20 protein-coding genes are annotated in these 26,340 nt (G+C 67.1%); 14 read left to right on the top strand and 6 right to left on the bottom strand.

Annotated features, from left to right (window positions below):
* Window positions 1–386: 386 nt before the first annotated feature.
* A complete protein-coding gene (locus H4W81_RS12855; RefSeq protein ID WP_192775031.1) occupies window positions 387–641 on the bottom strand; it encodes a hypothetical protein in 255 nt (84 codons plus the stop codon).
* 581 nt (window positions 642–1,222) lie between these two features.
* Between H4W81_RS12855 and H4W81_RS12850 the strand changes: the two genes are divergently transcribed.
* The gene (locus tag H4W81_RS12850; protein ID WP_192775030.1) at window positions 1,223–1,543 is read left to right on the top strand and encodes a hypothetical protein; all 321 of its coding nucleotides are present in this window, start codon (window positions 1,223–1,225) and stop codon (window positions 1,541–1,543) included.
* 109 nt (window positions 1,544–1,652) lie between these two features.
* On the opposite strand, the gene H4W81_RS12845 is transcribed toward H4W81_RS12850, so the two are convergent.
* A complete protein-coding gene (locus H4W81_RS12845) occupies window positions 1,653–1,808 on the bottom strand; it encodes a hypothetical protein (RefSeq protein ID WP_192775029.1) in 156 nt (51 codons plus the stop codon).
* A 66-nt stretch (window positions 1,809–1,874) separates the two neighbouring features.
* Here H4W81_RS12845 and H4W81_RS12840 point away from each other — a divergent pair, with 66 nt between their 5' ends.
* The 3 genes from H4W81_RS12840 (at window position 1,875) to H4W81_RS47040 (ending at window position 5,638) form a co-directional block, all read left to right on the top strand.
* Window positions 1,875–2,174, top strand: a complete 300-nt coding sequence (locus H4W81_RS12840; protein ID WP_192775028.1) for a hypothetical protein — start codon at window positions 1,875–1,877, stop codon at window positions 2,172–2,174.
* A gap of 381 nt (window positions 2,175–2,555) precedes the next feature.
* Window positions 2,556–3,929, top strand: coding sequence for a DUF4158 domain-containing protein (locus tag H4W81_RS47045; protein ID WP_318781705.1), 1,374 nt, complete (start codon window positions 2,556–2,558; stop codon window positions 3,927–3,929).
* Window positions 3,884–5,638 carry a transposase gene (locus H4W81_RS47040; RefSeq protein ID WP_318782499.1) on the top strand — a complete coding sequence of 585 codons (1,755 nt, stop codon included), beginning with the start codon at window positions 3,884–3,886 and terminating at the stop codon, window positions 5,636–5,638. The genes H4W81_RS47045 and H4W81_RS47040 overlap by 46 nt, the downstream gene beginning before the upstream one ends.
* 62 nt (window positions 5,639–5,700) lie before the next feature.
* Here H4W81_RS47040 and H4W81_RS12830 read toward each other — a convergent pair whose 3' ends face one another.
* Window positions 5,701–7,005 (bottom strand): IS256 family transposase, encoded by a 1,305-nt coding sequence (locus H4W81_RS12830; RefSeq protein WP_192775003.1) that lies wholly within the window; start codon window positions 7,003–7,005, stop codon window positions 5,701–5,703.
* 366 nt (window positions 7,006–7,371) lie between these two features.
* Window positions 7,372–8,526: a hypothetical protein gene (locus H4W81_RS12825; RefSeq protein ID WP_192775027.1), complete on the bottom strand. Its 1,155-nt coding sequence runs from the start codon at window positions 8,524–8,526 to the stop codon at window positions 7,372–7,374.
* Window positions 8,527–9,053: 527 nt separating this feature from the next.
* Between H4W81_RS12825 and H4W81_RS12820 the strand changes: the two genes are divergently transcribed.
* Entirely contained in the window at window positions 9,054–10,001 is a 948-nt protein-coding gene (locus H4W81_RS12820) for a tyrosine-type recombinase/integrase (protein WP_318781704.1), read from the top strand.
* A gap of 600 nt (window positions 10,002–10,601) precedes the next feature.
* On the opposite strand, the gene H4W81_RS12815 is transcribed toward H4W81_RS12820, so the two are convergent.
* The gene (locus tag H4W81_RS12815) at window positions 10,602–11,684 is read right to left on the bottom strand and encodes a sel1 repeat family protein (protein ID WP_192775026.1); all 1,083 of its coding nucleotides are present in this window, start codon (window positions 11,682–11,684) and stop codon (window positions 10,602–10,604) included.
* Between the two features lie 349 nt (window positions 11,685–12,033).
* On the opposite strand from H4W81_RS12815, the gene H4W81_RS12810 reads away from it, so the two are divergent.
* The 7 genes from H4W81_RS12810 to H4W81_RS12780 all read left to right on the top strand — a co-directional run bounded on the left by H4W81_RS12810 (window position 12,034) and on the right by H4W81_RS12780 (window position 24,473).
* On the top strand, window positions 12,034–12,369 hold the full coding sequence (locus H4W81_RS12810; RefSeq protein WP_192775025.1) for a hypothetical protein: 336 nt from the start codon (window positions 12,034–12,036) through the stop codon (window positions 12,367–12,369).
* Window positions 12,370–12,376: 7 nt separating this feature from the next.
* A complete protein-coding gene (locus H4W81_RS12805; protein WP_192775024.1) occupies window positions 12,377–12,562 on the top strand; it encodes a hypothetical protein in 186 nt (61 codons plus the stop codon).
* 125 nt (window positions 12,563–12,687) lie between these two features.
* Window positions 12,688–13,413, top strand: coding sequence for a plasmid pRiA4b ORF-3 family protein (locus H4W81_RS12800; protein ID WP_192775023.1), 726 nt, complete (start codon window positions 12,688–12,690; stop codon window positions 13,411–13,413).
* 686 nt (window positions 13,414–14,099) lie between these two features.
* Window positions 14,100–22,376, top strand: a complete 8,277-nt coding sequence (locus tag H4W81_RS12795) for a DNRLRE domain-containing protein (RefSeq protein WP_192775022.1) — start codon at window positions 14,100–14,102, stop codon at window positions 22,374–22,376.
* Window positions 22,377–22,466: 90 nt separating this feature from the next.
* Window positions 22,467–22,889 carry a hypothetical protein gene (locus tag H4W81_RS12790; RefSeq protein ID WP_192775021.1) on the top strand — a complete coding sequence of 141 codons (423 nt, stop codon included), beginning with the start codon at window positions 22,467–22,469 and terminating at the stop codon, window positions 22,887–22,889.
* 280 nt (window positions 22,890–23,169) lie between these two features.
* Window positions 23,170–24,000, top strand: coding sequence for a recombinase family protein (locus H4W81_RS12785; RefSeq protein ID WP_318781703.1), 831 nt, complete (start codon window positions 23,170–23,172; stop codon window positions 23,998–24,000).
* Between the two features lie 5 nt (window positions 24,001–24,005).
* The gene (locus H4W81_RS12780) at window positions 24,006–24,473 is read left to right on the top strand and encodes a hypothetical protein (protein WP_192775020.1); all 468 of its coding nucleotides are present in this window, start codon (window positions 24,006–24,008) and stop codon (window positions 24,471–24,473) included.
* A gap of 125 nt (window positions 24,474–24,598) precedes the next feature.
* Here H4W81_RS12780 and H4W81_RS12775 read toward each other — a convergent pair whose 3' ends face one another.
* Window positions 24,599–24,742, bottom strand: a complete 144-nt coding sequence (locus tag H4W81_RS12775) for a hypothetical protein (RefSeq protein WP_192775019.1) — start codon at window positions 24,740–24,742, stop codon at window positions 24,599–24,601.
* 477 nt (window positions 24,743–25,219) lie between these two features.
* Here H4W81_RS12775 and H4W81_RS12770 point away from each other — a divergent pair, with 477 nt between their 5' ends.
* Together H4W81_RS12770 and H4W81_RS12765 are read left to right on the top strand one after the other, a co-directional pair.
* Window positions 25,220–25,735 carry a hypothetical protein gene (locus tag H4W81_RS12770; protein ID WP_192775018.1) on the top strand — a complete coding sequence of 172 codons (516 nt, stop codon included), beginning with the start codon at window positions 25,220–25,222 and terminating at the stop codon, window positions 25,733–25,735.
* A gap of 225 nt (window positions 25,736–25,960) precedes the next feature.
* A complete protein-coding gene (locus tag H4W81_RS12765) occupies window positions 25,961–26,281 on the top strand; it encodes a hypothetical protein (protein WP_192775017.1) in 321 nt (106 codons plus the stop codon).
* Window positions 26,282–26,340 lie beyond the last annotated feature (59 nt).

Genomic DNA, 26,340 nt, shown 5'->3' with positions numbered 1-26,340 from the left:
GCAGACGTTCGATGGCTGCACCAAGTAGGCGTTGTCGGTCTGGCCGACCAGGCGCTGGCTCGACGCTGAACAGCGGCACGCCGTCCCACGGCCGTTTCTGCCGTATTCGGGTTGCATCAGAGGTGGGGTTGCTCATCCACTCGGCGTATGCCTTCATGGCCCGCTGCGTCGCTGCGAGGCGTTCCTCGGGCGCCTGCTCGCGGTCCGCGCCGAGCATGAGCAGGAGGCGGCGCACGATCAAGCAGAAACCCGGACTTGCCAGCCGCATTCACCCCTCCGTGACGATCACGAACCGCAATCGTGATTACTCACACAGCTACTTTGGGGCCGGGGACACCTTCGGGAGCGGAGGGCCGCCGGGGCTGTCCGCGTCCAGGCCGTCAGGGTCACTCCACGACCTGATCACACCAGCGGAACAGGAACAGCAGCCCGTCCTCGCCGTCGAGCACCGCCCGGTCGACCAGCTCGCCGCCCCGCTGCACGACAGCCTCCGCCGTCAGCTCCGCACCGCCCACGACCCCGCGGAACGTCACCGTGACGTCGTCCCCGGCCTGCAACGGCTGACCAGGGAGCGTGAGCGCCACAGCGTCCCTTAGGAGCCGCTCCACCAACGCGATCCGCAACATGCGTTCACTGTTCACGGCATCCACTGTTCCGGCAGCCCGCCAGGCCGAAGCGAGCACGTCGCCGCCCGATGACGCAGATCAGACCTCTCGATCATCGGCGCTTGAGGTCGAGTGACCCACGCCGGGACACGGCAGTCCACGCGGGAAGGCCGGGGCGGAGAGGCCCTGATGGCTTGCCGCGGCAGGGGGCAGCTCGCAGCAGTAGGCGCCCCGAAAGCCGCCATCAAGGAACATTTGCCCAGGTGAAAGTGGGTGTCCGTATACATGAGACGCACAAGCGAACCTCGCCTGAAAGGAACCTCATGGCCCGCGCTACCCGTTCGCTCCTCGGCCTCGCCGCCGCCATCGCGACAGCCGCGACAGCTTTCGCAGTACCCGCTGCGGCACACACCTCTACAAAGCCTATTAAGTGCATAGGCCGCGTCACCGGGCCAACGTCCAGTCTGATCACCGACCATTGGCGCTCCTTGGGCGCCCAGAACGGCCCCCTCGGCTGCCGCGGGAAAGAACGCCCGAACGGGTCCGGAGTACAACGGGCTTTCACGTGGGGCACGATCGCCTGGTCGCCAGCCGTAGGGCCCGAAGCCCTGCTGACCGTGATCGATAACAGCCGCAACCGCAGCAATTTCACGCTCAAGTGGCACCACATGGGCACACACTGGGACTTCTACATCGTCAGGGTCGTGGTCAACCCGCAAGATGGCAACAAGGTCCGCCAGCGCGACGTCGCTCGGACAACCCCATGGAGCGGCGAGTTCACAGTCAACACGCGGGATGTCATGGACTTCGGCTCGACCACCAGCGGTCACTCTACGCAGCAAAGTGAGATCACTTTCTGGCTCAAAGGCTGCGACAACGGCACCTTCGGCTCGGATTGCGGCCCGTGGAGCGACCCCGTCACATACACATGGCGGTAGCTAGCAGGACGACCCGCTCCGTTCAACGCTCGCCAGCACTCAGCAACGCGCCGACCCACCCCTGCACGACGATGAGCGCCCTCACCCCGCACGGAGTGAGGGCGCTCAGTCAGGCCGGCCCGCGGCGACGCCACCCCTCGAACGCCTCCAGCGCCCGCTCATGCACTGCGTCGGGGCGGGGCTCGTCGACCAGCAGCATGGCCAGCCGCTCCTCGGCGGTGAGGTCGGCCCACTCCTCTCGGCTCAGGCGTGGGGGATGTCGCACGCGTCCATGACGCCAGCATCGGTGCTACCGCCACGCGCGGTCTCTGGAACGGCGTCTTGCCCTGACTTGCTGGAGGTCGACCACTTCAACCAGATCTGCGAGGTTGACGTGCTGCGCGACCTGGCGCGGGTGCCAGCAGTAGGCGACGAAGTAGTGTCGGCCGCCGACCCAGTGGGAGACGCGGAGGCACTCTCTGCCATTGAGGATGATGTGCTCTACCTCGTAGCCATTGGGAGAGCACCAGAGCACCATGCGACGAGCCTACGCGAATCGGACTATCTGCATGAATCTGGATATTCGGGCAACGAATCCGGCGGCCGATCCGCAGACACACAGACCGGGGCGGAAGTTCACGGCCCGGCATGATGAGGGCATCGCACAACTAACGTCCAACCCGGTCACGGCGTGTGCTTCCATGGTGCGGGCGCAGCGGTTCGGTAGCTTCCCAGGAGGTGGATGCCGATACGCTCGCGACCATCGTCGCTGCCCTTGCCGCGGTTGCTGCTCTCTACTTCTCGGCCACGTCTGCGAGGGCTGCGAGGAAGTCAGCGGAAGAAGCACGAACCACCGTGCAGATGGAACAGGACCGCCGCCACGAGGAGCTCGCGCCCCTGCGACCCAGCGACTTCAAGGTAGAGCACGTTAGAGGTAGGGGGGCAGCCGGAATACGGGAGAAAGACACCGCGGTCTGAAGGTTGATCGTTAAGGTGGTCGTCATCGTGTTGGTGACGGTCTCGGGGGTTGTGCGTGACCTCGATCGATCGGACCGCGTATCCGCGGTTTGGGCGGGTGGTGTCAGCGCGTGAGCTGGCCGAGGTGTTCACCCCGACTGATGCCGAGGTGGAGTGGGCGCGGAGCCGTACTCAGGACGAGCATCATCTGCTGGCGCTGGCGGTGTGGCTGAAGTCCTACCAGCGGCTGGGGTACTTCCCGAAGATCGCGGATGTCCCGCCGATCGTTGTCGCGCATATTCGTGGAGCACTGAGGTTGGCCGATGAGGTGGAGCTGCAGCGGGCCGCGCCTATGACGGCCAGCCGGCATCGCGCGTTCGTTCGCGAGCGGTTGAAGGTGACCTATGAGCCGGCTCGGGTTCGGCGGATCGCCGAAGGGGCGATCCGCAAGGAGGCCCAGAGCAAGGACAATCCAGCGGATCTGATCAATGTGGCGTTGGAGGAGTTGGTCCGCGAGCGGTGTGAGCTGCCCGGCTATACCACGTTGGACTCGATGGCCTCGGCGATCCGTACCGAGGTGAACACGGGCATGTTCACTTTGGTCGCCGGGCGGCTGGACTGGGCTGCGCAGACCCGCCTGGCCCGGCTGCTGGTGGTCGATCCGGTGAGCAGGCGCAGCGAGTTCGACCGGTTGAAGGACGTGGCCAAGGCCGCGTCGCTGGGCAAGTTCAAGCAGCGCCTGGCGCTGCTGGCCGATATCGACGCGATCGGGCCGACCCAGGAGTGGCTGGAGGGGATTCCTCCGGGCAAGATCGCGCACTTCGCGGGCGAGGCCCGTGTCACCGACGCCGCCGACATGCGTAAGGTCGGCCAGGCCAAGCAGTTGACGCTGCTGGCGTGTTTCGCGCAAACGGTGGCGACCGGGGTCCGCGACGACGTGGTGACGATGTTCTGCAAACGGATGGCGGCGATCCACAAGAAGGGGCGCGACCATCTGGAGTTGCTCCGCGAGGCGCACCGAAGCGAGTCCGAGCGGCTGCTGGGCGTGCTCGGCGAGGTGTTGTCGGTGGTCCGCGAGGCCACCGGCTCCGGCCCGGACAGCATGGCCGAACGGCAGCGCCCGACGCGGGGATGGCCGAGCGGGCAGGGCGGCTGGTGCTCAAGACTCTGGAACAGGCCGGTGGGTTGGACGCGCTGGAGGCTGCGCACGAGGCCGTGTCGGCCCATCACGGCAACAACTATCTGCCGCTGCTGGACCAGCACTACCGCTCCCACCGTTCAGCGCTGTTCACGCTGGTGGAGGCGATCGAGCTGGAATCCACCAGCGCCGATCGCAGCGTGCTGGAAGCAGTGCTGTTCCTGCGCGCGCTGCGCGGGGCGAAGGCGGCGCTGGTGCCTGAGCGGATGGCGCAGCAGCAGCCGGGCCCGGATGGCGAGCCGGTCACGGTGACGCTGTCGATCGACGTGGAGGCGTTCGCCTCGGGCATGTGGCGCAAGATCCTGCGGGACAAGAAGCGGCCCGGCATGCTGGTACGCCGCCACCTGGAGGTGTGCGTGTTCTCCTACCTGGCGGCCGAGTTACGCTCGGGCGACATCGCGGTGGCCGGGTCTGACTCCTACGCCAACCTGCATGATCAGCTCATGTCATGGCAGGAGTGCCAGCCGCTGGTGGCCGCGTTCTGCGCCCAGGCCGGGATCCCGGCCGCACCGGGCGCGCTGACCGCGTACTACCGCTCCAAGCTCGCTGAGGTCGCCGCAGAGGTCGACGCCGGATACCCCGGCAACACCGATCTGCTGCTCGAAGGCGGGCGGCCGGTACTGCGCCGCCGCAAAGGCGCCGAACGGCGCCCTTCGGCGCTGGCCTTGGAAGCGGCGATCCACGAGCGCCTGCCTCAGCGAGCGCTGCTGGACATCCTTACACGCACCGCCTACCTGCTGAGATGGCACCGCCACTTCGGACCGGCTTCCGGCTCCGATCCCAAGATCCGCGATGCGATGGGCCGCTACGTGCTGACCGCCTTCTCCCACGGCACCCTGCTGGGCCCCACCCAGGTCGCCGCGCACATGCGGGGCCGGGTCAGCGTGCACGAGCTGAGCCTGGCGGGCAACAAGCACACCACCGCAAGCAAAATCGACGCCGCGTCGGTCGATGTCATCAACGCCTTCAACCAGCTCGACGTCGCCGGCGTCTGGGGTGACGGGAAGACGGCCGCGGCCGACGGCTCCCAGATCGACACCTGGGATGACAACCTGCTGGCCGAGACCTCCATCCGCTACGGCGGCTATGGCGGCATCGCCTACCGGCTCGTCTCCAACACCTACATCGCGCTGTTCTCCCGCTTCATCCCCTGCGGGGTGTGGGAGGCGGTCTACCTGATCGATGGGTTGTCGAAGAACGCCTCCGACGTCCAGCCCGACACCGTACACGCCGACACCCAAGGCCAGTCACTGCCGGTCTTCGGTCTCGGCGCCCTGCTGGGGTTCGACCTGCTGCCACGCATCCGCAACTGGCATGACCTGGTCTTCTACCGGCCGGATGAGCAGGTCCGCTATCAGCACATCGATTCCCTATTCGGGGAGGAGGCGGTCGACTGGAAGCTGATCGAGACCCACTGGAGCGACCTGCTGCGCACCGCGATCTCGATTCGCGAGAACAAGCTGTCGTCGGTGACGCTGCTGCGCCGCCTGGGCAACCACTCCCGCAAGAACCGCCTGTATCGCGCCTTCCGGGAGCTCGGTCGCGCCATCCGCACCATCACCCTGCTGCGCTACCTGTCCGAGCCGGCCCTGCGCGAGCAGATCACCGCCATCACCAACCGCACCGAGGCTTTCCACGGTTTCGCCGACTGGCTGATGTTCGGCGGCAAACTGATCAGCCACAACGACCCCGACCACCACGAAAAGGTCGTCAAGTTCAACGAGCTGCTCGCCAACTGCGTCATCTACTCCAACGCCTGCGACCTCACCGACGCCACCAACGCCCTGGCCGCCGAAGGCCACCCCGTCGACCTGGACGACCTGGCCACCATCTCGCCCTACATCACCCACACCATCCGGCGGTTCGGCAACTGGACCCTCAACCTCACCCCGCCCGACCAGGCGCCCGCCACCCGGCTGGACCTGGAACCGCGCGTCCTGTTCGGCGCCTCACCCACCTGATGGCGGCGAATTGCCTTTGCTGTGGGTGTGTCCAGTTAACGGTGTATCTCGATCTTGATTAGTTATCGGGTGGTCGGGTTCAGGCGGCCTTCGAAGGTGATGGCGAAGGCGTTCAAAGCGGCTTTCCAGCGGGTGATCCAGCGTTTGCGGCCCTTGCCGGTCGGGTCCAGGCTCATGATGGCCATGTAGACGCACTTGAGCGCGGCTTGCTCGTTCGGGAAGTGGCCGCGGGCCTTGACTGCCCGCCGGATGCGGGCGTTGACCGACTCGATGGCGTTGGTGGAGCAAATCACCCGGCGGATCTCGGTGTCGAAGTTGAGGAAGGGCACGAATTCGGCCCAGGCGTCCTCCCATAGCTTCACGATCGCCGGGTACTTGCCGCCCCAGGTCTCGGCGAACTCGTAGAAGCGCTCGAGCGCGGCGGCCTCGGTCGGGGCGGTGTAGACGGGCTTGAGGGCCTTGGCGATGGCGTCCCAGTGCTGGCGGGCGGCGTAGCGGAAGCTGGCGCGCAACAGGTGAACGACACACGTTTGCACCACCGCCTGCGGCCAGACGGTCTCGATGGCCTGAGGCAGCCCCTTCAGGCCGTCGCAGACCACCATCAGCGCGTCAGCGACGCCGCGGTTCTTGATCTCGGTCAGCACGTGCAGCCAGAACTTGGCGCCCTCTCCGCCGTCGCCGGCCCATAGCCCGAGGATGTCACGCTCGCCGTCGACGGTGACCGCCATCGCCACGTAGATCGGCCGGTTGGCGACCTGGCCCTCACGCAGCTTGACGTGGATAGCGTCAATGAAGATCACCGGATAGACGACATCGAGCGGCCGGTTCTGCCACTCGGCCATCCCCTCCAGCACCTTGTCGGTGATGGTGGAGATGGTCTGCTTGGAGACCTCAGCGCCGTAAACCTCGGCCAGGTGCGCGGAGATCTCGCCGGTGGTCAGGCCCTTGGCGGCCAGCGAGATGACCATCTCATCCACCCCGGACAGCCGTCGTTGCCGCTTGCGCACGATCTTCGGCTCGAAGCTGCCGTCCCGATCGCGGGGGACGGTGATCTCCACCGGCCCGACGTCGGTGATGACGGTCTTGGCCCGGCTGCCATTGCGGGTGTTGCCCGTCTCGCCGCCGGAGCGTTCGTGCTTGTCGTAGCCGAGATGGTCGGTGATCTCGCCTTCGAGAGCGGACTCCAGTACCAGCTTGGTCAGCCGGCCCAGCAGCCCGTTCTCCCCGACCAGTTCGACTCCTTCGGCCCGCGCCTGGTCGACCAGCTTGGCCACCAGCTCCCGATCCGTCGAGTTGTCCGGCTTCTTGCGCGCCACCGCGGCGTCCTCCAGGTCGATCTCCGTCGATGCCTGGATCACAGTACTCATCAGGTGCGTTCTCCTTGATCAGGAGTTACACCGAAAACCGTACAGTCCCTTTGCTGTTGCCGTCGGGCCTCCGGGTGTCGGGAAGTCCTCGGTTGGCTGGGAGGTGTATGCGCAGCTGAGTCGTCGTGGTGTCAAGACGGCGTTTGTCAACGCCGACCAAATCGGCCTGTGTTACTCCATACCTGACGGCATGATGCATCGCATCCGCGCGCGGAGTCTGGCTGCGCCACGGCCGTCCCCGGGTGTACTGCTCGCACGCCTGCCAGGCAACGCGCCTACCGGGCCCGCAGCCGGAGCGTGCGCGCCCTCCAGCGTGGTGGTGGAGCGGCCCGCACGCAGCCAGCACGTGCGTGGCCGGGCGGGTAGCTACGATGCCGCGAACGCCCGCATCACGGCCTCGCGCAGTTCCGTCACGTCGTGCCTTAGCTCCCGCCGCGCCTCGTCGGCGTACGTGATGGCGCGGTACGCCGCGATCGCCGGAGCGGACGTCTCCGTCGCCTGGACGAGTGCTTGGACGGCCATCGCATGCCCCGGCTCGGAGGAGGACACGCCCTCCGGATATCCCATTTGCCTGCGGTGCAGGCTGCGCATCGCCTCGAGAGCGATGCGCAGCGAACCGCCCGCCGGGTCGTCGGCCGGCGTGGGCTCGGCGCGGGCGGGCCGCGCCTGCTGAGGTATCCGGTTCGGATCGTCGGCACGCCGCGATCCCACCGACCGGGCCATCCGCTCCAGGAGCGCCGGCCGTTCCGGCCAGGCCGCCAGGGTGTCGATGATCACCGGATGGCTGGAGATCCCCGCCACACTGACGGCGTACCGCGCTGCGGCGAGCGCGGCCCGCCGCAGGGAGCCCTCACCCGCGGAACGTAGCGCGTCGCCCAGCGCCCCGTCGAATTCCGGCCTGAGAAGCCGCCCGTCAGCGTCCGGTTGCGGCCATGGGACCAACGGGACGGCCAGGAACTCGCCGTTCAGCGACTCAGGGGTGAACACCTGCCCGGTCAACCGGGCGGACAGCGTGAACAAGAAGCCCAACGGGTCCTCCCCGTCCAACCCCTCCAGTGCCGCGTCGATGCGGCCGTCGCCAGCACCGTGCACCACGGGTATCCCGTCTGACACCTCCGCCAGAATTCGCCCGTGCTCGGCGAAAGCGCCACGAGTCACCCTGTTGACGTTCCAGAAGACACTGGCCGCGCGGGAAGTGCCTGATGCTCGTTCAAGAATCTCCTTGCGGATGCCCTCACCGCCGTTGTCCTCGAACGTGATCACCCACCCGGACAGGCGGGCGAACAGCGCCACAGGCAGGCCCTTGCCCACCCAGGTGCCGGGGAACCGCTCCTCGACGACGCCCAGCGCCTCGTCGAGCGGCCGTACTCCCTCGATGAGGACGGCATGGTCCATGCGCCCGCCGAACGCGGCAGCGACATGCCTGACATCGTCATGCTCGGTGAAGGTTACGCATGCCCCCTCGCTGAGGCACATGTCGTCGATCCAGTCGAACCCGAGTTTCTCCGGCAGCCTGTCCATGCCCGACGAATATCATCCGCCACCGTCAATTTTCCGGGCCGCTGCGACCTTCGCCGCATATGCGCAGGGTGGAAGGCTGCGAGGCGCAGACGCGCTCAACCACCGCCTGACCCTCATCCCGCGTGCTGGGGGTGCCGAACTGGCAGAAACGGGCTGCGGGCTCGCCGACTGCACCATCTACTTCACTGCCTATGACATCACCGACGCCGCCAACGCCCTGGCCGCCGAAAGCCACCCTCCAGCACTGCCCCGGCATGATCATCTCTCCCCAGGGCGAGGTCCTGGCGGAGACCGTCTCCACCGGTCCCGAAGTCCTGAAGATCACCATCGAGGTTAACCAGACGAGCAACTGGTATCTCGGCCAAAGACGCGACCTATCGCGCCTATGACACGCACCGCCCATGTACGTGATAACAGTCTATTATCACGTACATGACCTGCCAGCCGCCATGGTCGAGCAGGGGATTCGTTCCCCGGGACGGTGCGCCACTCACGCACGTTATCCGGTACATCACCCGGTCGTCGGTGTGAGCGCGGCCGCAGGCCGGAAGGTCTCGCCGCTGCGTGGCGACGGCGTCGACCTCGCCGCGGCCGCCGAGCAGTTCCTGTCAACGAACCGGATCGGCAATCCGAACACGCATCGCGCCTACGCTTCGGCGATCGACCGGACCGCCACGGTTCTGGGTGCGAGCCGGCTGTTGGCTGAGGTCGACGACGACGAGGTCGGAGCTGCGCTCACCCAGTTGTGGGGTGAGCGCGCGCCAGCGACGTGGAACCGCAACCGGGCCGCGGTCTCCTCCTGGCTCACCTGGTGCGCGACGAAGAAGCGGTGGGTGGCCCCGTCAGTGCCGGGCGATGTCGAACGGCGCCGCGAGACCCCGGACGAAACCAAGGCGGTCGCGAAGACGACGATCCACCGGCTGCTGTCGCGCCGGGACGTGCCGCTGCGTGAGAAGGCCCTGTGGCGGATGCTCTACGAAACCGCCGCCCGCGCCGCCGAGATCCTCGCCCTCAACGTCGAAGACCTCGACCTCGAAGGACGCCGCGCGCCGATCCGATCCAAGGGCGGGGCGATCGAATGGGTGTACTGGGACACCGGCACCGCCCATCTCCTGCCCCGGCTGCTCCGGCTGCCCGACGGGACGCAGCGCACCCGGGGGCCGCTGTTCCAGTCCGAACGTCGCCCCGTCCCTGCCCGACGGCCCGCGGCCGCCGATATCTGTCCATACACCGGCCAGGCCCGCTTGGGCTACGACCGCGCCCGGGTGCTGCTAGAGAAGTACGCCGGACTCAACCTCCACCAGCTCCGCCACTCCGCCGCTACTCACCTCGGCGACGCCGAAGTTCCGCTGCAGCTCATCATGGCCAAGACCCGGCACAAGAACCCCCGCACCGCCATGCGCTACACCCGGCCCGGCAGCGAAGCCATCGCCGCCGTCACCGAACACCTCGCCCCACCCCGCCGACGCCACTAACCAGCAGGAACATCCGGCCGCGGTGTCTTTCTCCCGTATTCCGGCTGCCCCCCCACCAGGCCGTCGCGGCCGACTGGCGCCACGCCGCCCGCACCGCCGGGATTCGTCGTGCGCCAGCGCCCACCGCAGTGGGCGACGAAAGCCAGCACCCTGCTGCCGAACCGCCCATCACACCGTGAGATCTCACCGCGAGTTTCGGGAGTTTCGCGAGTGACCGGGGTTCTCTGCTGTCTGCCCCAGGTTCGCGTCCGGGGCTTCGCATGTACTTAGCTGGTTTCAACTGTACCTTGCCACCCAGTCAAGATGGCATCCATTTAGCGCCTGCTTCGCGGTCCTCATCACCAAGGCGAGCACCGCTCCAACCAGCATCAACCGCAGGACCGGCAGTTCCTGACCGGGGTCACGGCGCTGTGCCGACCGCCCGCTCCGGTCTGGCTCGTCGAACTCGCTCACCAGGCCCGTACGGGTAGGCAGAAGCGCTGTTACGTCCACCGTGATGACCTGTGGGGACCGCCATCGACAAGGAGTCCCGAAAACGGTTGTTTATTGGACGTTATGGCTGGTCACGGCTCCATAGCCGATCAGACAGACCCGAAACGATCAGATTCTGTCCGCTAAGTCCGAGGCCGTTGAGCTGGGGAACATCCTCGTTGTCACGGGGGCTAGTGACACGAGCCTTACCGGCACCCGTACGGGGCTCTGCATCAGGCCGCTGGGGGCGGGCGGGTCACTAGCGGGGATGCTGATGCTCTGTTCCGGCAGGGATTCGATCGCATGCCAGGACAAGCCGAACCGGCAGGACCGGTGGTCGGCGCAGGCGTCATCCAGTAATCCGGGGAGGTGCTCGGTGAAGGAGACGCCGGAGACCGGGGCGGGCAGCGGCGTGGCCGATGGGGTCGGGTGTGGCGGTGTGGTCATGCCGGTGATCTTCGCGACTGCCTCGGGGTGGCCGGTCTCGGCAGCGAGCCGGTAGAAGCAGTGCGCGATGCTGGCTCTGGTGGCGCCACCGGCCTCGAGCGCGCAGCCGTGCCGGTAGGCGACGTCAGCGGCCTGCGTGCGCAGGTCGTGGGCGTCCTGTAGTGCCATCGCGCCCTCGTGGCCGGCATCAACGGCGCGGCCCAGCCAGGCCATGCCGTCGTGGCCCCAGCCGCGCAGCAAGGTGAGCAGCGCCAGCTCGAAACACGCATCAGCGTCCCCGTTGACGGCCAGGCGGGCCAGACGGGCGCCAACGCGGCCGTGGGTGTCGAGGTAGCACTGGATCAACTCCTCGGCGGTCAGCTGGTCGGCCGGGGAGTTCGTGGCGAGGCCGGCCCCGGCAGGAGGGACGGGGAAGGGGCCACCATCCGGGATGGTGGCCGCCCGGCCGGAGTTTTTGGCGTGCAGCCAGCGGGTCCTCCAGATCGCCATGTCCATCGGGCCGACGTCCAGGTTCCCCTTGCGGGCCGCCTCGTGGCAGGCCGCGACAAAGGAAACCACCCAGGCCCAGGAAGGCGGAAGACGGCGTTTGCCGCTGAGGATCTCCTGGGTGGTGCTGTTGGCGAGCTCGCGCCCTTGCTCGCCGTTGGGCAGCGGTCCGCGAGACAGCTTGCGCAGGAAGGGCAGGGACGGCTCGCCGGCCTGGTCGCGCAGCTCGTTGAGCTGGGCGATGAAAGCGCGCAGGGCGGCGCCTTGCTCATGGGTCATCGCTGTTGGCCCGATTCGTGATCACGGAATGGGGGAGTCACGCCGTGATGGGAGGGGCTCAACGAATCGTGACGTCAGTCATGTTGCCACCGATACGGGGCAAGCCGCGCGTCGATCAAGTATTCGAGATGGTTCGGAATGGCCTGCCTTCCGGCAGGCCAGCTCACACCGCATGACCAGGTCGGCACCGACGCGGGTCGAACGAAGCCGAACGAGGTCGAACGGTCCCGGCTCCCGGCCACGAGGCCGGCCGGGTCCGTTCGGCCCGACACCGATGTCCGCACGCACCGCGTCGACCTCGTTCGACCCTGTTTGAACCGCTGGTGGCGGCGCACCGGGGGCAGGCATCGTGATCACCGCCGTACCTCCCCCGACCTTTGAAGGGCACTCGATGCCGTGCGTCACCGCCACCGACACTCAGTCCGCCGCCCGTCCGGCCAGTTCGCCGGCCGTCGCCCGGGTCGCTCGGACGGGTGCTTGTGAGCGGCCCGGCGGCTGCCGGCAGCACGACTGTTCCTGCACCTCGGAGGAGATGGCGTGCCTGCTGGTGACGATCTGGGCACTGGAGAGCGGCCGTATCCCGCTCACGCCCCCGTTCGGTCGGTTCACCGCGGAGGAGTTGATCACTTTCTGGGCCGATGACCTGACGGTCACCGGCTATTCGCCCCCTCTTGCTGAAGGATGAGAATCAGATGTTCTCTTTTGCCGCGCTGCTCACCCTGCTGGCCACCGTGGTGATGGCCGCGATCACCTGCGCGCTTGTCCTGGCCACCGCCGCGGACTGGCCTGCCGCGCTCCTCAGCGCCGGTACAGCCGGGGCGATCACCTTGGGGACGGTGCCCCGATTGCTCGGCAAGGGCGCAGGGGAGGACGAGTAGGGCGCCGACGTGTGACTGCGGACCACTGCGGTGGTCCGCCGACACGCGACGCAATTTCGTTCCGCATGCCTGATAGGCCCGCGATCAGCTGACTCCGTGATGATCACGTCGATACGGTGACCGCCGTGGGCACTGCGAGCACCGTTCACCAGATCAAGGTCACCCTGCGCGAGGTTCACCCGCCGGTGTGGCGGCGCGTCCACGTGCCGTCGACGGCGACCCTGGACCAGCTGCACGAGGTGATCCAGGTCGCGATGGGCTGGGAGCAACAGCACCTGCACCTGTTCGGCAAGGGCGATGCCGAGTACGGCGACAACGCCCGCGACGAGACGAAGGTGACGCTGGCCGCCCTGATCCCCCGGGCAGGGGACTGGCTCGGTTACCGCTACGACTTCGGCGACTGCTGGGACCACGACGTCGAGGTAGAGAAGGTCCACCGGGCGGCCAGGAACACCACCTACCCGCGCTGCAGCGGCGGCGGCCGCGCCTGCCCGCCGGAAGACAGCGGCGGCCCGGAAGGCTACGAAGAGCACATGCGGGCCCTGCGCCACCGCAAGGGCTGGAAGTACCAGGTGGCCAAGCACGTCTTCGGCACCACCCGGTGGGACCCGGCCAAGTGGGATCGAGCCGAGGTCAACACCGGCCTGCGCGGGTTGGCCAAGCTGTGGGCCAAGCAGGTCGCCGCCAGGGCCAAGCAGGAGGCCAAGGAGAAAGCAGCGAAGGAAAAGGCGGCCGCCGCGGCGGCGAAGGCCTCGCCGGCCCCGTCATCACCCCCGTCTCTCACCTGGCCAGAAGGCGAACACGGCCCTGGCTCCGACGTCGGCGCCGGTGTCCTGCCCGGTGTGCAGTAAGCCGATCGCCCAGGCCCGCACCGGCCGCCCGGCCCGCTACTGCGGCACCCTGCCAGTCGACGACCACCGGTCACCTCCACGGCGGCTTGGTGGGTGTTCAACGCTGGCCCGGTTGTCTGACGGCAGTGCGCGGTCGTGAGTCGTGGGCCAGGAGGACCCCTGAGGTTTAAGAGATCGCGCGCTCTACCCCTCAAAATGCCTGGTCACACCCGAAGCTCCGCTCATTTTGCTGCACGTTGGCTGTGAGTCTCGATCACGTTTTGATCTCGATAGATTCGTCGCGACCTGGGATGTTTACAGACAGTCATGGTTGACCACATGTCGTCCCGCATGTCCGGTAAGGGCGATTCCCCCTTGTGGATACCGCTTTTCGAGAGTTGAACACACGTTCGCATGGAGTGGATGATCACGATGCGTAGATCTTGACCGAATGTGCGCTTTTCTGGCTTGATCAGGACGCTTTTACATCCCCTTTATCCCTTCGTGAGCGGAGTTCCGTGCGCCTTTTACCCCCCACCCGTACCGACCATGACCGCCGAGCATCCCACCCCCGTCTTCCCTGGCTGACCGGCCGACGGCTGCGCCGAGCTACCGTCCTGACTCTGACTCCGGTCCTGCTGATCACGACGGCGCCCGCTATCCCGGCCCAAGCACAGACTCCTGTCGCCCCCCACGAGGCAGGATTCGTGTCGCAGCTGGCCTCTTGGGTGAGCGGCGGCATCGCCGGCCTGTTCACCGAGGATCCGAAGGGCGAGATCCGCCCCAGCGGGCAGCAGATCACCCTGCCCGGCAGCCGGGCCGCCGCGCCTGCTTCGGCGGCCAAGCAGCCGCCGGGCAAGCGGGTGAAGGAGGAGGCCGGTAAGCGGTCGCTGTTCGGCAAGGTCTACCAGTTGGAGGACGGCCGTTCTCAGCTGGAGTTGTCCACCCGGCCGGTGCACTACAAGGACGCCGACGGCAGGTGGCAGGACGTCGACACCCGCATCGAGGCCGTGGCGGAGGACGGGTTCGTCCAGGGCAATGACAAGGCCGGCTTCTCCACCCGGTTCGGCGACAAGACCGACAAGCTCGCCAAGATCAAGCTCGGTGAGCGGCAGCTGACCTTCGGCGTGGCCGGCGATGCCAAGCAGGTCGCCCCGGTGGTGAAGGGTTCGACCGTCACCTATCCGGGCGTGTGGGATGGCACCGACCTGGTGTACACGGTCACCCCGAGCGGGGTGAAGGAATACCTCGTGCTGTCCAAGCCGCCCGCCTCCGGCACGGCGTACTCGTTCACCGTCAAGACCGGCGGGGTGAGCGCTCAGCAGAACGCCGACGGCTCGATCGCGTTCAACGGCGACGACGGCACCCCGGCTTTCACCGTGCCGAAACCGTTCATGATCGATTCCGAGGTGGATGCAGCCTCGCCGTACGGCAAGCGCTACTCCGACGCGGTCACCCAGGCGGTGACGCAACAGGGCAGCGAGGCGACGATCACGCTCACCCCGGACGCGGCGTGGCTCGCCGCCCCGGAGCGCAAGTGGCCGGTGGTGATCGACCCGACGATCAACCTGCCGGACTGGGCGAATCCGACCCAGGACACCTACGTTGACGCCGGCGCGGCCACCGGCAACTTCGTCTCCTCGTGGATGCTGCCGGTCGGCAAGTCGGCCAGCGGCGTGAAGCGCTCGCTGATGTACTTCAACCCGCCGGACGCCGACGTGCTGCCGATCGGCACACGCATCGACCAGGCGCAGTTGCAGATGTACTTCGACCAGTCACTGGGCGATGCCGCGCCGGTGACGATCGAGGCTCGAGAGATCACCTCCGACTGGGTGACCAACATCGGGTCCACGACGTGGAACCGGCAGCCGACCTTCTCCTCCACCGTGGCCTCCTCGGTGATCCGTAACGCGGGCGAGGTGTCGCGCTGGCATTCCTTCGATGTCACCGGCATGGTCAACGCCTGGTACGCCACGGTCGAGGCGCCGATGCACGGCATCATGCTGAAGGCCGCCAACGAGGCCAAGACCGCCCCGGTCGCCGGTGTGGCCTATCACGCCAGCGAGGACGTCTTCGGCGGCGAAGGCATGATCGGTGACGGTACGACCTTCCCCCGGCTGGTCGTCACCTTCGGCAAGCCGTCGGTGAGCCTGAAGCCGGTCACCACCACCACTGCGCTGGGCGCGTCGCTGGAATGGACGGCCTACACCGATCCCACCCCCGCCGACGCATCCGATGATCTGGCGGAATACCGGCTGCACCGCATCTGCCCCTCGGGCTGCTACGACACCAGCACCACCAGGCGCAGCGTGGACACGCTGGTAGCGGCGTTGCAACCCGGGACCACGGCGTATGTGGACACCAGCAGCGGCGCCGACCCTTCCGATGCGGCCTCCGACTGGTACATCCACGAGGCCACCTACTGGGTCGAGGCGGTGCTCAAGAACGGCCAGGCCGTGCCGTCGCAGCGGCTGCGGGTGCCGCTGCCCAAGCCCGGCATGATCTCCAAGGTGCTGACCGGCAGCGCCGACACCACCCTAGCCTCCGGCGAACCCACGACCGGCCACGACCAGCTGTCCGGGGCGAAGTGGATCCGGGCGGCCAACACCGCCACCGCGCAGGGCAACACCCGCGCCGTGGTCAAATTCGACGACTATGCCACCCAGATTCCCGCCGACGCGCAGGTCAGCCAGGCGTCGCTGTCCCTGTGGCAGACCACCGGCAGCGGATCGGGGGCCGGCTTCGACGTCCACAAGCTGACCAAGGCGTTCGACGAGAGCGCCACGTGGAACAGCCCGTGGACCAGCCCGGGAGGCGACTTCGACCCGGCCGTGCTCGGCAGCGTCTCCGGAATGGCCGGCCAGCCCGGCTGGCGCAGGTGGACGGTCACCGATGCCGCCAAGGCCTGGACCGCCACCCCGGCCTCCAACCACGGCGTGCTGGTCAAGGTCGCCAATGAGGCGGGTACGGCCAAGCAGTCGCTCTCCTTCCTCGCCTCCGAAGGTGAGGAGAGCCTGCTGCGGCCCAAGCTGCGGGTCACCTACGTCGATCCGGCAGCGGTGCGCTCGTTCTACGCGCCCGGCACCCCGGAGCGGATGGACACCACCTCCGCCCAGCAGATCTCGGTGATGGTCACCAACACCACCAACGAGACCTGGCCGGCCGCCTCGACCGCGGTGTCCTACCACTGGAAGCTGCCCGACGGCACGGAGGTGTCCACCCCGGACAGTCAGCTGAAGACGGCGCTGCCCTACGACCTGCCGCCGGGAGCCTCCGTCCAGGTGGACGCGGACGTCAAGGCGCCGGCGGTGAGCGGGGACGGCACGAACAAGGCCGAAGGCATGCAGCTGGTCTGGGACGTGCAGGACACCCTCACCAACAACTGGAAGTCGGCCACCCACCACCTGCCGGAGCTGCCGCAGCAGATCCGCATCGACTCCCCCACCAGCGACCTGCTGGGGGCGGAGAAGTTCTACGCCTACACCGGCAAGAACACCGGCGCCGGATCCACCGCGCTGGTCAACCCGTACGCGGGCAACGTGGTGTGGAACTACAACGCCTTCACCAACCCCTCCCGCGGGGTGCAGACGTTCGTCCGGATGACCTACAACAGCCTGGACACATCCACCGCCTCGCTCGGCTACGGCTGGAGCCTGCAGACCTCGACCTTGCAGAAGCTGGGCTCGCAGCTGAAGTTCCACCCGCCAGGCGGCCACCGGTTCTGGCCCCAGCAGGTCCGGCTGATCGACGGTGACGGCACCACCCACGTGTGGACGCTGGACACCCACGGACTCGACGTCAGTGACTGCCGCCCGACCACCTGCGACTACAAGCACCCCCGAGGCGTGCACCTGTACCTGCAGCGGGTGGCCGACGCGGCCGACCCGGCCCGCTACTCCGAGGACCCGACGCGGCAGTGGGTGTTCACCAAGCCGGACCGGACCCAGTTCGTCTTCGATGAGGAGGGCTTCCAGTCCGCGATCGTGGACAAGAACGGCAACACCATGTCGTTCACCTACGAGCGGCGTAAGTCCAACAACAAGCCGACCAAGTTCTTGCAGTACATCACCGACGCGGCAGCCCGTGAGACGCTGCGGCTGACCTACTACAAGAAGGGCCAGGACTACACCTACATCAACGATGAGGGCGCCGAGGTCAGCGACACCAAGCTGACCAGCCCGCACATCATCGACAACGTCGAATCCATCACCGACATCGCCGGCCGGAAGGTGACCTTCACCTACACCGACAAGGGCCTGATGGCCAAGATGGTCGACGGCTTCGGCGACGCGGGCGCCAAGACGTTCCGCTTCACCTACGACGCCCTGCAGGGCAACAAGAACGTCAAGCTCGTCGCGATCGAGGACCCGCGCGGCAACGCCACGAAGCTGAAGTACTACACGGCTCCGGTCGACCCGAAGGACCTATGGAAGGTCGAAACCCTCACCGACCGCCTCAATGGGGTGACCAAGTTCGACTACGTCGACCCGGACGGCCCGCAGGGCGGCATGATCCACGCCACCATCACCGACCCGCTCCAGCACGCCACCAAGTACGTGCTGGACGCCTACGGCCGGCCGGAATCAATCCTCAACGCCAAGAACGAGACCACCGCCCTCACCTGGGACCCTGACCACAACGTGGTCAAGCTGACCGAGGACAACCGCGCGTACGCCACCTGGGTCTTCGATCAGAAGACCGGCTACCCGCTGGAGCTGAAGGACGCCGAGGCCAACGCCAACAGCACCGCTCCCACCGTGCTGGGCTACGAGGCCCCTGCCATCTTCAATGGCTATGTCGCCGATCTGGTCGAGAAGACCTCGCCGGAGGGCCGCAAGTGGAAGTTCGGCTACGACGCCAAGGGCAATCTGAAGACGGTCACTGACCCGCTCGGCGTCGCCTCCCCCACCGAGGGCGACTACACCACCAGCTATGACTACGACCCGGTCGGCCAGCTGATCAAATCGACGGACGCCAACGGCAACCCGACCGTCTTCAGCGACTACCACCCAACCGGCTACCCGCAGAAGATCACCGACGCCCTCGGCGTGGAGACGCCGGCCGAAGGCGACCACACCACCAGCACCGAGTACGACAAGCGCGGCAACGTGCTGTCGGTGACCGACGCGCTGGGCAAGAAGACCACCCAGACCTACGACCTGTTCAAGCGTCCGCTGGAGTCGAAGGTCCCCAAGGACCAGGACAAGGGCGAGTACATCGTCACCCCGGCCCCGATCTACGACTTCAACGACAACGCCGTCAAGATGACCTCCCCCAACGGCGCCGTGGCCACCGCAGTCTACGACCAGGCCGACCAGTTGATCGAGTCGAACCTGCCTAAGGACTTCGACAGCGGCCCCGAGCGCAAGGCCACCTACACCTGGGACCTGGCTGGCAACCTTAAGACGCGGACGGAACCGAAGGGCAACCTCACTCCCGACGTGGCCGGTGACTTCACCACCTCGTATGTGTACGACAAGATCTACCAGCTGACCGACGTCCTCAACGCCGAGCCATACAAGCACAAGATCACCTACACCTACGACAACGTCGGCAACGTGGAGAAGGTCGTCGACCCGCGCAAGAACACCACCGCGGACGCGGCCGACTTCACGACCTTCTACGCTTACGACCGCAACCACCGGGTCACCCACGTCAAGGACGCCGCGGGCTTCCAGACCATCACCGACTACGACCTGGACGGCCTGGTCGAAGGCCAGACCGATCAGGACGGTAACAAGACGCTCATCCGTCTGGACGGGCGCGGCGCTGTCGAGGAAACCCACGTCCCGCACTCGGAGACCGACGGTGTGATCAAGTACACGGTCACCCAGTTCGAGTACGACGAGGTCGGTAACCGCACCAAGGTCGTCACCCCGCGCGGGGTGGAGACCGCTGACGACCCGACCGACTTCATCGCCGAGACCAAGTACGACAAGCTCAACCGTCCGATGGAGGAGATCTACCCCTTCGATCGGGACGACCCCAAGTACAACACCCCCGACTCGGTGAAGTACGTCTACGACGAGGTCTCGCGGCTGAAGGAGATCTCCGCCCCGCCCTCGCACGGGCAGAGCATCCGCAACGTCAGCTCGATGACCTACTGGGACAACGGCTGGTCCAAGACCACCATCGATCAGTGGGACATCAAGACCACCTACGAGTACAACCCGCTTGGGCTGCAGATCAACCGCACCGTCACCTCCGCAGGCGGCTCCAGCCAGCGCGCCCTGGACTGGTCCTACTACCCCGACGGCAAGCTCAAGACCCACTCCGACGACGGCGTCCCGCTCGGACTGGACGTGGTGCTCGGCGACAACTCCGACATCGGCCAGGTCACCGCGGTCGGCTCGTGGACCCTCGCCGGAACCGGCACCGCCTCCTCCTCGAACATCGTCGGCCCCGCCGTCACCGCCACGGCGACGTCCGGGTTCGTCGGCTACGACTACGCCACCGCCCCCGCCGGAACCGGCCAGTCCTCCTTCACCTGGGGCCTGACCACCCCGACCCCCGGCAGCTACAAGGTGCAGGTCAAGTACCCGGCCGGCGCGACAGCGACCAACGCCAAGTACACGATCAAGCACGACGGCGGCGAACAGGTCGCCATCGTCGACCAGACCAAGAACACCGGCGACTGGGTCGAGCTGGGCTCGTTCGCCTTCACCGCGGGCAACACCCACACCATCACGCTGACCGACGAGGCCAACGGCAGCGTGGTCGCCGACGCGGTCAAGCTGGTGCGCGACAACAGCGGTGAGACCGACGCGGAGAAGAAGGACTTCGCCTACACCTACGACGCCAACGCCAATCTCACCAAAATCGACGACCGCTCCCCGACCGCGAAGATCGACGTCTGGGACATCGCCTACACCGGCCTCAACCAGATCAGCAAGGTTGAGGAGAAGCTCGCCGGAGTGCTGAAGAACACCACCACCTACACCTACAACGAAAACAGCGCCGTCACCGAGCGCACCCACGACAAGACCCTCGCCACCTACCGGTATGACGTGCGGGACCTGGTCGACCAGGTCGTCAACAAGAAGTCGGCCACCGACACCGCGCCGAAGGTCACCAGCTACACCTACACCCCCAAGGCCGAACGCCTCACCGAGACCAAGGCCAACGGCAACACCGTCACCTACGACTACTTCCTCGACCGCCTGCTCCAGCACTCGATCGAGAAGAAGTCCAACCAGACGGTGGTCGCCGAGCACACCATCGGCTACCAGGGCAACCTGCACCGCTCCCGCGACCTGACCAAGATCCAGAACGCCGACAACCCCGGCGCGTACCTCGAACACGACTTCACCTACACCTACGACCCGCGCGACCGCATCGCCAAGACCGTCAAAACCCCGGTCTCCGGCGGGACGGCCAGCACCGAGACGTACTGGCACGACGCCAACAGCAACGTCTACGAAGAAGACGTCCTCGGCAAGAAGACCACCTTCACCTACGACCGCAACCGCCTGATGACCTCCGTCACCGACGGAGCCACCAGCACCTACAACTACGACCCGTACGGCCGGCTGCGCACCATCACCGGCGGCGGCAAGGTGCAGGAGAAGTACACCTACGACGGCTTCGACCACGTCACCCGGCACGAGAAGCTCGGCGGCGACGGCGCCTCCACGGTGACCACCTACACCTACGACCCGCTGGATCGCACCACCAGCAAGACAGAGAAGGACGGCTCGGCTTCAGCCAAGACCACCGCCTACTCCTACCTCGGCCTGTCCGGCGAGGTCCTGGACGAAGAGGTCGCCGGCAAGCTCACCAAGTCCTTCCAGTACAGCCCGTGGGGCGAACGCCTGTCCCAGGTCAAGGTGACCGGCACCGGCGGCGAGGAGTCGTCGTACTACGGCTACAACGCCCACACCGACGTCGAGCAGATCACCACCGACGCCGGTGACACCCGCGCCACCTACGGCTACACCGCCTACGGCAGCAACGACGACAAACTCTTCACCGGCGTCGACAAACCCGACCCCGCCGACCCGACCGCCAAGGAGGAGTACAACCCCTACCGCTTCAATGCCAAGCGCTGGGACAACTCCACCGGCATGTATGACATGGGGTTCCGCGACTACAACCCCAACCTCAACCGCTTCCTCAACCTGGACAGCTACAACGGTGCCCTGGCCGATCTCGGCCTCGGACTCGACCCCTGGACCGCCAACCGCTACGCCTTCACCGGCGGCAACCCCATCACCAACATCGAGATCGACGGGCACGACTTCTGGGACGACCTGAGCGGAGCTACTGCCTTCGGTGCCGATCCCGGGAGTGCTGGCTCCATCCTCGCGCACGGAGCGGAGGCGGCAGCCGGATGGGCCACCATGATGGCGGGCGCGGCTAGCGCCTTCGGCGGGGGCGCTGCGTGCCTGACCGGCGTGGGCTGTGTGGCCGGAGCACCTGCCGTGGCACTGGGGGCCGGTGCCGTCACCGTCGGCGCCACCACCGCGGGTCTCGGCGCGTCTGGTCTCCTCAACGACATCCGCCATATCGTGCAGGCGGCAGCTGGAGAAGGCACGGAAAGCTCCCAAAACTCCAGCAACAGCAGTAGCAGCAGTGCGGGCAATGAAGAGGTGGCCAAATCCAGAGGCCAGCTCGCACAAGAAGGCGGATCGGAGTACGAGCGATTCCTCTGGAAGAAATTCGGCCATGAGGGTGACTTCAAAGTAGGCAAGCGCCAATTCGACGGCAAGCGCTTCGAGGGGGAGGTCGAGACCTGGTACGAAGCCAAATCGGGAGCGTTCTGGGACAGGGTGCTGAAGGACTCCAAAACGATGGAATCCTTCAAGGGCAAGATGGGCGAGGCGGTGAAAATCGCCAGAGAGAACAACGCTAGATTCGAGATCATCTCCGAGAATCCCATTCCCGAGACGATTACGAAGTGGCTGACGAAGAAGGGGATCCCGTTCCGAGAGGTAACGCGTCCCAAGCCGTCATCAAGCGGGCCGGCGAGGTACAGCGCGGAGTGAACCTGATAACCTCTAAATGACCTCCTGGTGGGCAATCTGCGACAAGAGCGCTCACCAGGAGTATTTCCCCATCAATCTGGTCGAGGAAAGATGAGCCGCGACGTCATTATCAGCCTGCAGTTCGAACACGAAATTGACTTCGAGGAAATTCTCGAACGGCTCGCACAGGCGAACTGGGCGTTCCTCCGCGGAGAAGACTCCATCTGGTATATGGCCGACTTTGACTGGAGGGAGGTGCCGCTGAACGGCCTGACCGAGGCAAAACGCGACATGCGCGCCTCTTACGAGGCCGGGGAAACGATAGCCATAACGACCAGGCTGCCTGACGGAGAATTCTTTGCAAACGTGATGTTCCACGAGGACAGGACGTCGATCTCGCTGATCCCCTTGCTGGATTACCGCACCATCGCACACTTGCCGGAGTTCGCCGATCTGGGGTGGTACATCGAGAGCTTCCTGGCACCATGTCGGGACCTCCCCATAGTGCGAACGGAAGCGAGCGACCAGCGGTGAGCACACCGGGCCTTGGCGATGTGACACCGCCGCCAAGGCCCGGGCAGAAGCGTTCCCATGTTGAGACCGAGTGGCCCGGAAACTTGATCCTCGCCGCACCTGATCAGTGCATCGCCGCCGCGTGTGCGGAAAGGGCCGTCCCGTAAACGGTCGTTTAAGGGACGGCGCCGACGTGGTCGATGGGAAAGCGCGTTTCCCCAGGAACGGCCGTCCCGAAAGTCGTCCCGAAACCGCCCCCTCTCCGCTTGAGTTTCGGGACGGTTTTAGGGACGATGGGCGGGTGAATGCCCCCACCGTCATGGACACGAAGCCGCACAGCGCGGCCAACACGATCCGGATCGGCTACGCCCGCGTCTCCACCCGCGCCCAAGACCACCTGTCGCAGATGCAGGCCCTCGATGGTGCGCACTGCCGCGAGATCGTCGAAGAGACCGCCAGCACCCGCAAGGACCGGCCCAAGCTGCGCGCCACCGTCGAGCGGATGCGTCCCAGCGACACCCTGGTCATCTACAAGCCCGACCGGATCGCCCGCTCGGTCAAGGAGCTGCTGGTCTTCCTGGAAGACGAGCTCGCCCCGCGCGGCATCAACCTGGAGATCCTGTCCGGCATCTGTGCCGGTCTTCATCGGCCCAGCGGGCAGTCCATCGGCGACCGGATGCTGTTCATGCTCGCCGGCCTGGCCGCCGAGATGGAACGCGAGCTGATCAGCGAGCGCACCCTGGACGGCCTGGCCGCCGCCCGCGCCCACGGCCGCACGGGAGGCCGGCCCCCGGCGCTGGATGAGGACAAGCTGGCCGCCGCTCGCGCCCGCCAGGCCCGCGGCGAGTCCATCACCGCCATCGCCAAGCAGCTCGGTGTCGGCCGTTCCACCCTGTATCGAGCCCTGGAGGAGGAAGACCGGCCAGCCGCGATCGCGAAGGAGACCACGCCCTCGAAGGCCGAGGAGGAAGCGTGCGCCGCCGCCACCTACGCCATTGCCAGCGCGCTGCGGGAGCGGCACCCGGCCGCCTACCGCGCCATCATGGACGACCTCACCCCGGCCGAACGCGACGAGGTGGCCAAGACGTGCGGGCGCGCGGCCGCCCGCCGCGACCGCAACCAGAAGGGCTGACGACCATGTCCACTCCCACCCCGGCCCACGTGCGCGAGCTCGCCGCCCGCGCCGACGACCTGGCGGCCGCCATCACCGCGCTGCACGAGGAACTGCGCCAGGGCGACGACGCGGTAAGCCGGACCGGCTTCCGGCTGGACGACGCCGCCGGCTGGGCCCGCCAGATCAGCGGCGACCTGCAAGAGACCGCATCCGAGCTGGCCAGAATCGCCGCCCGCCCGGCCGACGCCTGCGCCGTCCCGTGGGGGGTGTGCCCCGAGCACGGCAACACCCTCACCTCCACCGGCGGCACCACCCGCTGCAACGCCGCCGGATGCGGCCGCACCTGGGGCTACAACCGCGAAAAAGCCCCGTGCGCCGAACCCGCCACGCACCGCCTCATCGACGCCAACGGGGGCGAGGCACTGATCTGCGACGGGCACGCCATCGACGCCCGCAATCGACTGATCGGCGGGCGGATCGAGCCGCTGTGAGCGTGCCCGGGACTGCGGAAACCAGCCCCGGACACGCCTGATCACCATCCCAGCACACGACAACGGCCCCGGCCCGCCAGCAACGCCTGGCAGGCCGGGGCCGTCGGCATGTACGGCGCTGCCGCCTATGCCGCGTAGCCGCCCGTGGTGCTCGGCGCCCACCCGCCGACGTGCGGCGTGAACCCGTCGGTGGTCGAGGCCGGCGCCCAGCCGCCGATGTCGCGGGGCGTCCTGCTGGGGACGTGCTGATGTCCGCCTGTGTGCCGCATGAGGTCCTCCCCGTGCCGTTCGGCGGGCCGATCATCCACGCGGCCGACCGCGGGTGGCAAGAGGTCCAGCCGGGGCCGACGCGCTGGTAGCAGCACGGCGGCAACCAGCTGCCTGCCGCGCACCGCGAGACACGGACTCTTTTCGTCCCGGACGGAAAGAAGAAGCGGGAGCAAGATATGCGCACAGGGCCCCTGATCGCGTGCGTCGTCCGGCGCGGCCGGCCACTGGAACCATCGGCCGGTGGTTGTCCCCGTTGGGGTCGCTCCGCTGAGGAGACCGTGCGCGGCCGGCGAGAGCAGCCGCTGAACCCCCCGAAGCGAACAGCCGAGATCCACAGCGGAAGCACGTCGATCAGAACCGAGAGCACATCGAACGATCTTGAAGGATGGCGAGGATCGAGAGGGCAGATCGGGCAGCCCGAGCCGATTAGTGATCACAACCAAGATCAACTACAGTGCTAAGGTATCGTCACCGCCGTGACGATAGGTCCGGGACGAAACGGCGACCCGAAGCTCCCCGAGCATGACGACGATCCCGCCGTCGAGATCCGCGTCGAGCGCCGCCTGGACAGCCGCACCTGCGCCTGGTGCCGGAACCCGGTGCCCTACTCCGGACGCGGCCGACCGCCCACCTACTGCTCCAAGTCCTGCCGCAACCGCGCATGGGAGGTCCGCTCCGCAGAGGCCCGCCTGCGACGCGACATCGCCGCCGACGTCCTGCGCACCGAGCCGGTACGCGAGGTGATCCGCGAGACCCGTTTCATCGCTGCCCCGCCGGAAGACACGGAGCCGCTCGCCCCGGCCACCGCCCGCGCGTGGCTCGCCGAACTCGAAGAGCTGGCCCGGCAGGTGCGCGAAGGTGAGTTGGGCCGCCAGCACTGGCACCACATCAAGCTCTACACCGCGCTCATCGACGTCGTAGTCGAACTCGGCGACGCCTACCCGGGCGGCCTGGCCTACCTGGAGCGTGAGGCCGCCAAGCGCAGACGCTGACTGCCGCGCCATGGCGCCGGCGGCATCCCCGCGAGCCGGTTTCCGTCCCGGACGAAAATCCGCAGAGCGGAGCAAGATAGTGCGTAAGTCCGCCTTACGGGGCGCAGGGGCGTCCTGGCGAGGTTCACTGTCCTGACCGATCACGCCCGCCTCAGCACAGGAGGTCGGCCGATGGCACGACGACGCCCCCGCCAAGCCGAACCCCGGCGCCATCGCGTCGGCCCGGTGCGCCTCAGCGACTTCGAGATGGCCGCGGTGAAAATCGCCGCCGCCCGCGACGACATGAGCCCCAGGGCTTTCGCCGCGTCGGCCGCGGTGGCCGTCGCCGAAGGACGTCTGGTCCTCGTGCCGCTCGACCGGCGCGAGCTGCTGGCCGAGTTCGTCGGAGCCCGCGTCGCAATCAACCGGATCGCCTCCGCCCTGGAGGCCATCGCCGTCCCTCTCGATCCCGGCCGGGACGCCGAGCTGCTGCAGCACATCGAAGACCTTCGGGCCCGCCTGACGCCGGCAGTGCGGCGCATCGAAGCGGCCGCCGACACGCTGTAGGGCGGGGCGCGAAGCGGTACGGCAATGAGGGCCAGGGCGACGCCCGCGACCGCCCCAAC

The sequence above is a fragment of the Nonomuraea africana genome, assembly GCF_014873535.1.
In the GTDB taxonomy this organism is placed as follows: Bacteria; Actinomycetota; Actinomycetes; order Streptosporangiales; family Streptosporangiaceae; genus Nonomuraea; species Nonomuraea africana.
The sequence above is the reverse complement of the archived record's forward strand: the minus strand, read 5'-3'. Positions and strand labels throughout refer to the sequence as shown.

Excerpts from the sequence above, each read along its gene's own strand:
- H4W81_RS12825 (WP_192775027.1), bottom strand. The coding sequence starts at position 8,526 with ATGGACAGGCTGCCGGAGAAACTCGGGTTCGACTGGATCGACGACATG.
- H4W81_RS47040 (WP_318782499.1), top strand. The coding sequence starts at position 3,884 with ATGGCGCAGCAGCAGCCGGGCCCGGATGGCGAGCCGGTCACGGTGACG.
- H4W81_RS12805 (WP_192775024.1), top strand. The coding sequence starts at position 12,377 with ATGTTCTCTTTTGCCGCGCTGCTCACCCTGCTGGCCACCGTGGTGATG.
- H4W81_RS12815 (WP_192775026.1), bottom strand. The coding sequence starts at position 11,684 with ATGACCCATGAGCAAGGCGCCGCCCTGCGCGCTTTCATCGCCCAGCTC.
- H4W81_RS12790 (WP_192775021.1), top strand. The coding sequence starts at position 22,467 with ATGAGCCGCGACGTCATTATCAGCCTGCAGTTCGAACACGAAATTGAC.
- H4W81_RS12830 (WP_192775003.1), bottom strand. The coding sequence starts at position 7,005 with ATGAGTACTGTGATCCAGGCATCGACGGAGATCGACCTGGAGGACGCC.
- H4W81_RS12780 (WP_192775020.1), top strand. The coding sequence starts at position 24,006 with ATGTCCACTCCCACCCCGGCCCACGTGCGCGAGCTCGCCGCCCGCGCC.
- H4W81_RS12775 (WP_192775019.1), bottom strand. The coding sequence starts at position 24,742 with ATGCGGCACACAGGCGGACATCAGCACGTCCCCAGCAGGACGCCCCGC.